The 12,683-nt window shown below is 38.1% G+C and carries 10 protein-coding genes; all 10 read right to left on the bottom strand.

The window, feature by feature from the left end; genetic code table 11:
• Positions 1–129 precede the first annotated feature (129 nt).
• The gene (gene cotE / locus C9J36_RS04335) at positions 130–705 is read right to left on the bottom strand and encodes an outer spore coat protein CotE (RefSeq protein WP_066171240.1); all 576 of its coding nucleotides are present in this window, start codon (positions 703–705) and stop codon (positions 130–132) included.
• A 97-nt stretch (positions 706–802) separates the two neighbouring features.
• The gene (aspA, locus tag C9J36_RS04330) at positions 803–2,224 is read right to left on the bottom strand and encodes an aspartate ammonia-lyase (protein WP_066171243.1); all 1,422 of its coding nucleotides are present in this window, start codon (positions 2,222–2,224) and stop codon (positions 803–805) included.
• Between the two features lie 363 nt (positions 2,225–2,587).
• Entirely contained in the window at positions 2,588–4,765 is a 2,178-nt protein-coding gene (locus C9J36_RS04325) for an EAL domain-containing protein (RefSeq protein WP_107942320.1), read from the bottom strand.
• 311 nt (positions 4,766–5,076) lie between these two features.
• Positions 5,077–5,511: a YlbF/YmcA family competence regulator gene (locus C9J36_RS04320; RefSeq protein ID WP_107942319.1), complete on the bottom strand. Its 435-nt coding sequence runs from the start codon at positions 5,509–5,511 to the stop codon at positions 5,077–5,079.
• Positions 5,511–7,049: a tRNA (N6-isopentenyl adenosine(37)-C2)-methylthiotransferase MiaB gene (gene miaB, locus C9J36_RS04315; protein ID WP_107942318.1), complete on the bottom strand. Its 1,539-nt coding sequence runs from the start codon at positions 7,047–7,049 to the stop codon at positions 5,511–5,513. Before miaB ends, C9J36_RS04320 begins: the two co-directional genes overlap by 1 nt.
• 503 nt (positions 7,050–7,552) lie before the next feature.
• The gene (locus C9J36_RS04310) at positions 7,553–7,906 is read right to left on the bottom strand and encodes a hypothetical protein (RefSeq protein WP_066170253.1); all 354 of its coding nucleotides are present in this window, start codon (positions 7,904–7,906) and stop codon (positions 7,553–7,555) included.
• A gap of 35 nt (positions 7,907–7,941) precedes the next feature.
• The gene (locus C9J36_RS04305) at positions 7,942–9,462 is read right to left on the bottom strand and encodes a methyl-accepting chemotaxis protein (RefSeq protein WP_161956377.1); all 1,521 of its coding nucleotides are present in this window, start codon (positions 9,460–9,462) and stop codon (positions 7,942–7,944) included.
• A gap of 178 nt (positions 9,463–9,640) precedes the next feature.
• Positions 9,641–9,862: a hypothetical protein gene (locus C9J36_RS04300; RefSeq protein WP_107942316.1), complete on the bottom strand. Its 222-nt coding sequence runs from the start codon at positions 9,860–9,862 to the stop codon at positions 9,641–9,643.
• Positions 9,863–9,976: 114 nt separating this feature from the next.
• A complete protein-coding gene (locus C9J36_RS04295; protein ID WP_066170244.1) occupies positions 9,977–10,843 on the bottom strand; it encodes a 2-oxoacid:ferredoxin oxidoreductase subunit beta in 867 nt (288 codons plus the stop codon).
• A 2-nt stretch (positions 10,844–10,845) separates the two neighbouring features.
• Positions 10,846–12,579: a 2-oxoacid:acceptor oxidoreductase subunit alpha gene (locus C9J36_RS04290; RefSeq protein ID WP_066170241.1), complete on the bottom strand. Its 1,734-nt coding sequence runs from the start codon at positions 12,577–12,579 to the stop codon at positions 10,846–10,848.
• Positions 12,580–12,683: the final 104 nt, after the last annotated feature.

Raw genomic sequence — 12,683 nt, 5'->3', positions numbered from 1 at the left:
TTTATATGGTTTTTGCAAATTTTCATGACTTATCTGCGATTTTCCACAACTAAATGCTTCAAAAAACAAACAATGGCTGTTTGAAAAGTGGCATATTCGCCTACTTTTCAAACAGCCTCCCTACTTCGTTTATTGGAAAGATGATGATTCTTTTATGTGACGGATGTGTGAGGAGCTTGAGCTTCCTAGCAATGATGATGAACTTGAGGAGGATGAGCTAGAGGAGGATGATTCTGCAATCTCCCATTCATCCTCAAACTCTAATGGATGAACATGGATGCAGACAGTCGTTTCACCAATTAGCTCGACTAAAAACTCCCGTTCAATTGTTACTTGGAACTTATCACCACTTACAATAATTGCCTCAACACAGTTTGGTTGCTGTAACACATGTGTATGAACATCATTCGTGTCCTGCACCTTTTCATCGCGATAATGTAATTTAATGCGGTCACGATATGTTATTGTTTCTGTGTAAACAGCCGTTTTCGAATGTTGATTGTAAGCATACCATACATTAATATCAAATTTCCCTGACACCTCAACAAAATTTCCATTCTTTTTCGCTTGGTAATGGTGATTGATTACCCAGCATCCTAAAATACTCGTTGGAACATTTGGCGGACATAGCGTTTCAACACTCTCAGTACGCTTCTTTCCCTTCGCTACAACAGCCTTTGTCACAATTTGACGTAATCGTTTCAACGAAAAATCCCCCTTCCTATGTGGCTCGCCATAGTTTATGCGGCACTCGCCTAAATGGTGCTAGGAAGGGGGGAAATGTTCATTTTGAAGTTTCTCTCTAACGATGTTTCAAAATACTCGAGCCCGCTATACCTGGATGTGTCATTTCATACGGGTCTAAAATAAGGTCGAGTTGCTCAGCCGTTAATACACCTGCTTCAATACATAGCTCGCGAATAGAACGTCCTGTTAAAATTGCTTCATTCGCTAGGCGGGCTGCTGTTTCATAACCGATATGTGGATTCACCGCTGTTAAAATACCGACGCTTTTTTCTACATATTCTTTCATGCGCTCTTCATTGGCTTTAATATCTTTTAAGCAATGCTCCGTGAATGCTTCGAATACATTATTCATAATGCTTAATGATTGAATTAAATTGAATACTAATACTGGCTCCATTACGTTTAATTCTAATTGTCCAGCTTCTGAAGCCATTGAAATTGTATGGTCGTTACCAATGACTTGGAAAGCTACTTGATTTAATACTTCTGGCATAACTGGATTCACTTTACCCGGCATAATCGAAGAGCCTGGCTGACGTGCTGGCAAAAAGATTTCGCCAAGCCCTGCACGTGGTCCAGAAGCCATTAAACGTAAATCATTTGAGATTTTCGACATATTAACCATACAAATTTTTAATGCGCTTGATACTTCTGTATACGCATCTGTATTTTGTGTTGCATCAACTAAATGTGTTGCACCTGTTAATGGGAAGCTAGAAAGCTCTGCCAGATGGCGGTCTACGGCTAAAATGTAATTAGGCACAGCATTTAAGCCTGTTCCTACTGCTGTTGCTCCCATATTCACTTCATATAAATGCTCACGTGTTGCAGCAATACGTTTAATATCGCGGCTAATCACACGGCTATATGCTTCAAACTCTTGTCCAAGTCGAATTGGAACAGCGTCTTGTAAATGTGTACGCCCCATTTTAATGACATGTGCGAATTGCTCAGCCTTCATTTCAAATGTATTTTGCATATGCTGCATTGTTGCAAGTAATTCTTCAATTAAGCTTAAAATTGCGATATGAATGGCTGTTGGGAAGGCATCATTTGTCGATTGTGACATATTGACATGGCTGTTCGGACTAATCGTTGCATAATCGCCTTTTTCCTTACCTAAAATCTCCAATGCACGGTTCGCGATTACTTCGTTGGCATTCATATTAATCGACGTTCCGGCTCCACCTTGAATTGGGTCTACAATAAATTGCTTATCCCATTTTCCTTCGATAACCTCATCTGCAGCCACAACGATGGCTACACCTAATTCCTTTGGTAATAATTCAACTTCCATATTACCTAAAGCTGCTGCTTTTTTGACAATCCCCATTGCACGAATTAACGAAGTATGTAGTGATAAACCTGTAATAGGAAAGTTTTCGGTTGCACGTAATGTTTGGATGCCATAGTACGCATCTCTCGGTAATTCACGTTCTCCTAGAAAATCTTTCTCTACACGCATTTGCTGTTCCATAAAGTATCCCCTTTATCTAATTTCGATATCTGTTTCATCTAATTTTGATATCTATTTAACATGATAGTAGCCAATTTTTATTACGTTGTAAACAGTATTTCGCTTTAATTCGTAATTTTTTGTACGCATTAACAATTACACCGAGGTATAATTGCGTCTAGATTTTTTTGAGCTGTTCGGTGGAACCGTCACGCCCTACTAACCTGCATTACACTGGTCCTCCTTCAAAACCAGTGACCTTATAGGCAGCCACAACTGAAATTGTCGTTTTAAATCAGTGTTCGCAAAATTTCAAAGATGAGTCTTTTCAAAAAAATTGCCTGAAAAGCAATGCATTCGCACGCCCTTCAGACACCTCTTCTCTTAGTTTTCCTGTGAATCTAGCAGTTGCTCTACCTCTGCTAAAGTCATCGGCTTGTAGTAATAATAGCCTTGTCCTACTTGGCAACCTATTTTTTGTAGCTCTAAATGTTGCTCCTCTGTTTCAATCCCTTCAGCAACAGATTTCATATATAAATTTGCTGATAATTGAATGATTGTACGCACAACTGCATTCATTCTTTCATCTGATAAATGATCGATAAAGCTTTTATCGATTTTTATTTCATCAAACGGCAGTTCTTTTAAATAGCCTAAAGATGAATAGCCTACACCAAAATCATCAATTGACATCGCAATACCAAAAGATTTCAGCTCGTTAATAATCTTCTTCGCCCGCATCATATTTTCAAGCTCTACACTTTCGGTAATTTCAAATTTAATGTAGCGTGGCTCGACGCCATATTCAGTAATAAGTTGCTTCATGTTTTCTACAAAATACGGATCATAAAAATGGCTTGGTGATATATTAACTGCAATTTGATACATTTTTTTACCTGCATCTTGTCTCGCTTTTTGCCAAGCTAAAATCCTTCTTAAAATTAGGCGGTCGACTTTATGAATATTACCGGTGTTTTCTGCAACAGGAATAAATATTGCAGGCGATACAAAGCCAAGGCTTTCTGAAAACCATCGAGCTAATGCTTCAAAGCCTTCAATTTGCCCTGTTTGAATATTTATCTTTGGCTGAAGTACAGGCATAAATTCTTGATTTTTTAATGCATATGAAAAAGATGAAAGAACGTCCATTTCAAGTTGTAGCGTTTGCACGCGAGATTCATCATACACTTTCATCGTTGTACCTGCACTTTTTAAAGCAACAGATAAAGCCGTATCCGCGTGCTTTACCGCCTCGGTGCTTAAAATAGTTTTACCATAGTTGGATGTGCCAATTTTCAATGTAATATAAACGCTTTTCCCTTCAATTGTAAAAGGTTCCACAATGATTTCCTGTAAAAGCTTGTCTAGCTCATCATCAATTGCATATTTGCTTGCTAAAATAACGGAAGAGTTCGTGTATCGGGCAATGAGTGCATTTTCAAATGCGGGTATTAGCATTGCTCGTTGCGCCAGTTGCAATAATAGCGCATCGCCCCCTTGTCTTCCGTATAAATCTACAACTCTCTGATACTCCCCCGGCTCAATGATACAAATAACCCCATTGTAGTCTTCATGATAAAATTGATTCAACTCGTTTTGAAACAGTGTAAAATTTGGTAATCCTGTCTTTTCATCATAATAGGCTAGCTGTAAAATTTCCTTTTTTTGATTGAAATATTTCAATGCAAGTGTAACAATTGGTGCCACTCTATCTAAAAATTTAAGCTCATTTGGACGCGGAAACTTTATAGGCTCGATAAAAGATAACGAGAATATGCCTGCAAGCTCTCCTTCAGGCGTTTTGATTGCCTGATGCCAAATTGCTTCTACCCCATTTTGTCGTAATATATTTACCCAGTCACCTGATTGCTTCGTTAAATCTTGAATAACATAACGCTCTGTCATAATATTTTGCAGAAAATGACTATAGTCTAAATTCATTTGATCGACCGAATTAAAAATTTTCCTTATTTTTTTCGGCAATGTATTTGTAGCCACTAAGTTCAAACGATTATCCTCAATTAAAAATATACATGTATAACTTTTCTTTTGTAATGTTGTAGAAATATGTCGGCAAAGATGCTCAAAAACCTCTGCAATATTCGCCCCCTGCTCTAGCTCTGAATAAGCCTCACGCTCAACAGCAATTAAAGCCTCTACATTAATAGAATCTGTAATATCTCTAGTAGCAACTATGTAAAATTGTACAACACTTTCATTATCTCTTATAGGGAGAATGGATAATTCATTCCAAAAGGCTGTTTGATCCTTGCGATAATGGAATATTGATAATTTCAGCGATAAACCTAGTTGGAGACTTTCTAAAATAAGTGCCTCACTGTTTGCATCTGTTAATGGACCTTTCAGTATTGTTAATGTAGAGCCAATGAGCTCATCATGACTATATTCAGTCATACTCACAAAAATATTATTGGCAAATATAATCCGATGTTGCTGCTGTGCATCTAAAATAACTAATCCTGATTCAAATTGCTTTGCTACTTGGCATAACCCAAAATACAATTGTCCTCTATCAACTGTGTTATTGTTATTTATATACATTGGCTACCCTTCTTTTCGTTTAATCAATTATGCCTCTACATAATTATGATTAGATTTTTTCCGAGCTCGAAAAGCTTCCCAGCGAGCATCCATTTTTCGCTGAATCAAGATAAATGTATCAGACTTCCACAAATTTCATTAGTCCATTTTACTTATTTATAACATGTTCCACTCTGTTCGACAAACCATTTGAAATTAATTATGTACTATCCTGCATTATTGATGACAATTTATGAATAAAAACAAAGGGATACGATAAAAACAGATTTTCCTCTGCCTTTCTCGTATCCCTTTACACATATACTATATTATTATGAGCAGCTACCCGGCACGCTATTTTCAACCTTTGAGCCTGTTTCACCGCGCAGTAAATCGCCGCCTGTTGAGGCAATAATTTCGTTTGTTACCTCATTGGCAATAGCATTGGAAACTAATTGAAGCAAATCATTTACATCCATTTGTGACTGCTTAAATTGTTGCACTACAGGGATTTCGTCGATTTCCTGCTCAATGGCCTCAATTTTACCTTCAATCATATTTAGCGCCTTTTCTTTACCTAAGTGTTGGAAATTTACAGCTTGCTTTTGTAATGTTTTTAATGAAGCGATTTTTTCTCGCACAAATTGGTTTTCATTGATTTGTGCCTCTGCTTTTTTGAAAAACTCTACTTCCTCTGTATTGGCAATCATATTGGCAATCTCTTTTGCCTTTGCGACGATTTCATCTTTTGTATAATATGTTGTCATTAACTATGCACCTCATGTCGTTTTACAATTTCTACAAACTCTCCGCGTAATGAATAGCTTTTTGCTTCCATAATTTTCACTTTTACTAACTGCCCTACTAAATCCATAGGACCTTCAAAGTTTACGAGTTTATTTTTACGTGTATAACCAGCTAACACATCATCGCGTTTTTTACTGCTACCTTCTACAAGCACCTCAACAAATTCACCTTCAAGCTTTTGCAATGCTGCACTCGAAAACTCTTCAACAATTGCATTTAAACGCTGCAAACGTTGTTTTTTTACTTCCATAGGTACATTGTCAACCATTTTCGCAGCAGGTGTTCCTTCACGTGGCGAATAAATATACGTGTAGGCCATTTCAAAGCCTACTTCGCGATATAAGTCTAGCGTCTCTTGGAACTGCTCCTCCGTTTCATTCGGATAGCCAACAATAATATCTGTGGATAAAGCAACATCTGGCATCGCTTCTTTAATTTTACGTACTAAATCAAGGAAATGCTCTCGTGTATATTTGCGTGCCATAATTTTCAAAATTTCATTCGAACCTGATTGTACAGGTAAGTGAATATGTTCTACTAAATTGCCACCTTTCGCTAAAACTTCGATTAAATAATCATCGAAATCACGTGGATGGCTTGTCGTAAAGCGAATGCGTGGAATATCAATTTTCCGCAGCTCGTCCATCAAATCACCTAGACGGTAGTCAATATCTGTGAAATCTTTACCGTAGGCATTGACATTTTGACCGAGTAGCATAATTTCTTTATAGCCACTTGCTGCTAATTCACGCACTTCTGCAATAATTTCTTCTGGTCGACGAGAGCGCTCTTTCCCGCGTGTGTATGGTACGATACAGTACGTACAAAATTTATCACAGCCATACATAATATTAACCCATGCTTTAATCGAACCAAGGCGCTGCTTCGGTAAGTTTTCGATTACATCGCCTTCCTTTGACCAAACTTCAATGACCATTTCCTTCGACATATACGCTTCTGTTAAAATATTTGGTAGTCGATGGATATTATGCGTACCGAATACCATATCCACATGTTGATACGTCGTTAAAATCTTATTAACAACCGATTCCTCCTGTGACATACAGCCACACACGCCGATTAGCATTTCTGGATTGCGGCGCTTGTATTTCATTAAGAAGCCAAGCTCACCAAACACTTTATTTTCTGCATTTTCACGAATCGCACAAGTGTTTAATAATACGACATCAGCTTCTTCAATGTTCTCTGTCGGCTCGTAGCCAAGTTGCATGAAAATACCTGCCATTACTTCTGTATCGTGCTCGTTCATTTGACAGCCATATGTGCGAATATAAAATTTGCGCCCATGACCCATATTTAAAAACTGCTCGTCAATCGTAAAATCCTTATGATATTTTATCTCTTCTTTACCACGCTTTTTCGCATCTTTTAAAGAAGGAGCTGTGAATACTTTTTCAAAATATTTGCTATAATCCTTTTCAGCAGCAGGCTTTGGTTGATTTACTTGTTTGCCTGCTAATCGTTGTTCCTCATTCATCGAGCCCATATACTCCTTTCAATTGATTTCGTGCATACGAATATCCATTACACTATTATAGCGAATTTCCTAAGAAAGAACACTATTCAGGCTTCAATTGTTAAGGACTTTGTGTGAATTTTTTGGTTTATACACTACGCATAATGTATTAAAACAGTGCATTTTACAGTGTCTTTTCCATTATTCCTATATATGTTGGCTAGCTCCGTCAAAAATAATCGAATTTTCACTTTAAAATATTCGTTGCTATTTAGTAGAATCCGATTCCGCAGCGTTTTATTCTGGCAGGCCATTAACGAATCAAAATCACAAAATCCAAGGCGGTGGCTATTTAATGGACTTGCCACTATTAGATAAAAATTTAATTGCAGACTTTGTTCATATTACTGACAAGGAAGCTACACAAACGGCAAGAGATTCAGTAAAGGGGAAGCGATGAAAACATTTATTTCAATGCGGTGTCAAAACAAAATGGACCTTTCGCACAACTCCGTTTCTTGGGTTTATTCCTCGTTCCCCCAAAAACGCTTGTATTCCTGTGGTTTGTTGTCCTTTAAAATCGCTAAAAATGTAAAGCCGAGTTGGGCAACTGACCACCATTTCATATTATAATGATGCTCAAATTTGTAGCGTGACATTGAAAAGACATCTTTAAAAATGGTTAGTGCATCAATGCCCCGCTCCTGCAAGTAAACTAAAAAGCCTAAAAATAATGTGTGGTCCTTGACTTGGAGCTGCTGCTTATTGATTAAACGTTCTAATTGCTGTGCCTTATAATAGCTGCCTTCCACTGAACGCTGTAATTGGGTCAATTCCTTTTGCTCGTACCTTGTAATAAAATCTATAACGTTCGTCAATTCCATCACACCTCAATTCATTGCTATAGCTTTTATTATACAATGAATTTGTTTAGTGCATGCGATAAGGAGCGTGTATTTCTAGAAATTTGCTTAATTTGCTCATTCATATTTGTTGTAATTTCTAGCTGTTGTGCTGTTTGTTGGGCAATTTGTTCCACTTGCGCACTATTTTCTTCAGATATTTGCGTTAGCTCCCTTGATTGGTCTGCTACGTTTTGAGCATATTGTGACATTTTTTCAATTGTGGCAGAGACATCTGCGATATGTGGCTCAATATGCTCGATACGCGCTGCGATTGTTCGGAAATTATTAGCCGTTTGTGTTGTTACTTGAATTCCTGAATGAACGGCTTCATTTGCCACTTCCATCATTCCTACAGCATCTTTTGTATCTTCCTGTATCGTTTTAACAATTGCTGTAATTATTTTTGTTGAATCAAGTGATTGCTGCGCCAGTTTTTTAACTTCATTTGCAACAACAGAAAAGCCTTTCCCTTCCTCGCCTGCTCGTGCTGCTTCAATTGCGGCATTGAGAGCAAGCAAGCTCGTATTATTAGCAATTGCTTGAATAATATCGACAGCTTGTGAAATTTCCTGTGATTGCAGCTCAAGCTTGCGCATTTTCGCATCTGTTTCAACCATTGCCTGTTCAATTACTTGCATTTGTGACATATTCATTGCGATTTCTTGCTCACCTTGTCTCGCCTGCTTAACCGTCTCGACAATATTTTCCTTCATTGTTTGCACGCGATTAGTAATTGTCGTAATATTGCTTGCTACCTCTTGTATCATCGCCGTGTTTGATGTTAAATGTGTTGTTGATTCCATAATGCTGTGCGTTATGCCATCTGTATTTTCGGTCATTTGCTGAGTAGATTCAGTCATCGTTTGCGAGCTTGTACGAATATTTTCGTTTGCTTTTTCGACAGAGCTTGCGCTGCTGTTAACTACTTCTAATAAGCCCTTTACTTCTTCGACCATCTGATTATAGCAAAGTAGCAGCTCCCCAAGCTCATCACGCGATGTATATACTGCCTTTTGTGTAAAATCGCCTTGCTCCGCACGCTTTAATAAATCTTTTAATTGTGATGTTGGCTTACGTACAGACCTTGAAGCAGTAAAGCTTAAAATAAGTACGAGCACCACCATCGTTAGTGAAATAAATATAATAATGAAATAACCTCTATGTATGTCCTTTTCATAATTCGTGATTTGCTGCTCTGTACGAGTAAGTACATAATCAATTACCTCTTGTACAGTGGCTTCATCTATTTCCGTTTTCATCTGCTTTAAATAAAAATCCATTTTTGAATCAAATGCTAAATAAGGGGCCTCATTTATTAGTGCCTGCGCTTCCTTTGTTTGACCTGCTATAGTGAGTGCTTCTGCCGACTTTAACACATACATTCCTTGCACCTTTTGCTCATATACTTGCTGAGCATGCCATTCCATTTTCCGCAAATAATCAATACAAAAAATAGCAATAATAATATTTGAAACAACGCAAACAAGCATTAATAACATTAGCTTGTCCTTTACTTTAACATATTTCATTTTATATGCTCCTTTTTTACTATCTAAAACAAGCATATACGAATTGTATAAATTCGATGTAAAGGCAATGTTAAGTTTTTGTATAGAGGGTAGCGGTGCAGTTACCCGCTTACTAAACCCTATCGATTGTGTTTTGCTAAAGGATTAGCTTAGTAGAAAAGCAAGGAAGACTTTATTTTCACTTACTCATCTCATCAATTTTTCTTTTTACAAAAGGGTATGAACCAAACACTACAGAAAACGCTACACTAGACATCAATGAACTCTCTATATCTCTATCAAAAACAAAATAAAGATTAAAAAATATAATAAAAGATAACACCATTACAAACAATAATTCTTTCATAGCACTTTTCACAGAGCATCCTCCCTCCACCTCAAAAGCAAGCTCAAAATCCAATGTTTACCCCATTTTAAAACAAACTTCCCTCTATTTCATCTAGCTATTCCTTATAATGTAACATCAAAAAGTGTCCCACAAGTCGGCTACTGCACGGCTTGTGGGACACCTCCCTTACATAAATTCTTTCACTAGCTTATTGAATTGCTCCTCTGACAAGCTAATATCAATATCCGTCAACGGTAGCTCTGAATAGCCTGTTACTTTTTCTTGATAAGAAGTTGTTTCTTGGTCATGGTAAATAATACCTGTCACAAGTCCCTCTTTTTCCATAACTGTTTGCATTGCTAATGAACGGTTTGTGTAGTCATAGTCTTCAATATCAGAAAGCTTTGTTAAATTTTCTTTAAACCAATCATATGTGTTTACTTTATTATAAGTCACACATGGTGAGAAAACGTTAATAAATGAGAAACCTTTATGATTTAAGCCCGCTTCAATTAACGCTGTTAGCTCTTTAATATCTGTTGAGAAGCCTTGTGCTACAAATGTCGCACCGCTCGTTAAAGCAACTTCCAACGGCTTTAATGATGGCTCAATCGCTCCACCTGGCGTTGATTTCGTTACAAATCCTGCCGCTGAACGTGGAGATGTTTGACCTTTCGTTAAACCATAAATTTGGTTATCCATAACGATATACGTTATATCAATATTGCGGCGAATTGCATGAATTGTGTGTCCCATACCAATTGCAAAGCCGTCACCGTCACCACCTGATGCGATAACTTTTAAATCTTTGTTTGCCATTTTTAAGCCTTGTGCAATTGGTAAAGCACGACCATGAATACCGTGGAAGCCGTATGAATTAATATAGCCTGAAATACGTCCAGAGCAACCGATACCAGATATAACCGCTAATTCGTGTGGCTCATAGCCTACATTTGCAGCCGCGCGTTGAATTGCCGCTTGTACTGAGAAGTCACCACAGCCTGGACACCAGTTAGGCTTTACTGAGTTACGAAAATCTTTAAATGTTGCCATGATTAAATCTTCTCCTTTACTAAGTTTGTTAGCTCACGCGGTAAAAATGGTGTACCATCATATTTTAAAACAGTCGTTGTTTTTCCATGTGCGCCAATATTCATTTTCATAATATTTGCAAGCTGGCCTGTCGCATTATTTTCTACAACGATAATTTTTTTTGCCTTATCAGCTAATGCTGCCATTTCTTCCGCTGGGAATGGGAATAATAGACGAACATGTGCATGGTTCGTTTTAATTCCTTCTGCATTTAAAACTTCTTGTACTTCTTCTATTGCACCACGTGTCGAGTTAAAGCCTACAAGTAGCACATCTGCCTCCTCATGTGGAGCATTGACATAAATCGGTGTATCAAATTGTAAATAATTGAGCTTGCGCATACGCTTATCCATTTGTGTGCGACGGTTACCCGTAGCTTCAGATGGCTTCCCTGTTTCATCATGCTCTACACCTGTTACATGGTGAATGCCGCCCTTTGTCCCCGGTAAAATACGCGGTGAAACACCGTCCTCTGTATTTTCATAGCGCTTAAAATAGTCTTTGGACTCCACGTCTTCTACTGCTTCAACAATTTTACCGCGCTTAATTTTAATTTTGCTGTAATCAAATGGCGCTACTGTTTGCTTACCTAATGATAGCTGTAAATCCGTCATTAAAATAACAGGTAACTGCAATTGCTCCGCGATATTAAACGCTTGAATTGTGTCAAAGAATGCCTCTTCCATTGTTGATGGCGCAATGACCACTTTCGGAATCTCACCATGTGTGCCGTATAGCATTGCCATTAAATCGGATTGTTCCTGCTTCGTCGGTAAGCCTGTTGATGGGCCTCCACGTTGTGTGTCAATAATAACAAGCGGCTGCTCTGTCATGCCAGATAAACCGATTGCCTCTACCATTAGTGAAAGACCTGGCCCTGCAGATGCTGTAAATGAACGCACACCACCGTAGTTTGCACCAATAGCCATCGTTGCTGCTGCAATTTCATCTTCTGTTTGAATGACTGCACCGCCAACTGTCGGTAGCTTTTTAATCATATATTCCATAATTTCAGATGCTGGCGTTATTGGATATGCCGCCATAAAACGAGAGCCTGCAGCAATTGCGCCAAGTGCGATAGCATCGTTACCAATCATAAACAAACGGCGCTTGCCGTCTGCTGGTGCTAAAGCCCATTCGCCAACGCGATCGCCGATTTGTTCCGTGATTGCTTCACGGCCCTTTTGAATCGCTTCAATGTTTTTTGCTACAACTTCCTCACCTTTGCGTCCGAAAATTTCCTCTACAACGCCTTGGAATACCGTTTCCTCCAAATTCAATAATGCCGTTGTTGCACCAATTGCTACCATGTTTTTCATGAGAGATGTACCAAGCTCTGTTGCAATTTCTGTAAATGGTACAGCAAATAATGGCGCTACACAATCTTCAGGAGCGACTGGCTCAAAGCGAGCATCCGCTAAAATAATACTTGATGCTGTTAGTTCCTTGTAGTTGACATCAATTGTTTCTTGGTCAAATGCCACTAAAATATCTAAATCGTCCGCAATTGAACGTACCTCTGTTGGACGCACTGTAATTTTATTATTCGTATGGCCACCTTTAATACGAGAAGAGAAATGACGGTAACCGTATAAGTGATAGCCTAAACGGTTCATCGCAGTTGCGAAAATTTCACCTGTGCTTTCAATACCTTCCCCTTGTTGCCCACCGACTTTCCATGAAAGCTGATGTAACATATAAACATCTCCTTAGCTTACGTAATTTATATATGAATTTCCTACATTAGTTTAACACGAAGATGGTGTATGTACTATTGTAAATATGTAATTCATCAAAAATT

Origin of the sequence: Metasolibacillus fluoroglycofenilyticus, assembly GCF_003049645.1 — a bacterium.
Taxonomy (GTDB): Bacteria; Bacillota; Bacilli; order Bacillales_A; family Planococcaceae; genus Metasolibacillus; species Metasolibacillus fluoroglycofenilyticus.
The sequence above is the reverse complement of the archived record's forward strand: the minus strand, read 5'-3'. Positions and strand labels throughout refer to the sequence as shown.

Coding starts and splice junctions, on each gene's coding strand:
- C9J36_RS04305 (WP_161956377.1), bottom strand. CDS start 9,462: ATGAAATATGTTAAAGTAAAGGACAAGCTAATGTTATTAATGCTTGTT.
- C9J36_RS04320 (WP_107942319.1), bottom strand. CDS start 5,511: ATGACAACATATTATACAAAAGATGAAATCGTCGCAAAGGCAAAAGAG.
- C9J36_RS04295 (WP_066170244.1), bottom strand. CDS start 10,843: ATGGCAACATTTAAAGATTTTCGTAACTCAGTAAAGCCTAACTGGTGT.
- aspA (WP_066171243.1), bottom strand. CDS start 2,224: ATGGAACAGCAAATGCGTGTAGAGAAAGATTTTCTAGGAGAACGTGAA.
- C9J36_RS04325 (WP_107942320.1), bottom strand. CDS start 4,765: ATGTATATAAATAACAATAACACAGTTGATAGAGGACAATTGTATTTT.
- C9J36_RS04290 (WP_066170241.1), bottom strand. CDS start 12,579: ATGTTACATCAGCTTTCATGGAAAGTCGGTGGGCAACAAGGGGAAGGT.
- miaB (WP_107942318.1), bottom strand. CDS start 7,049: ATGAATGAGGAACAACGATTAGCAGGCAAACAAGTAAATCAACCAAAG.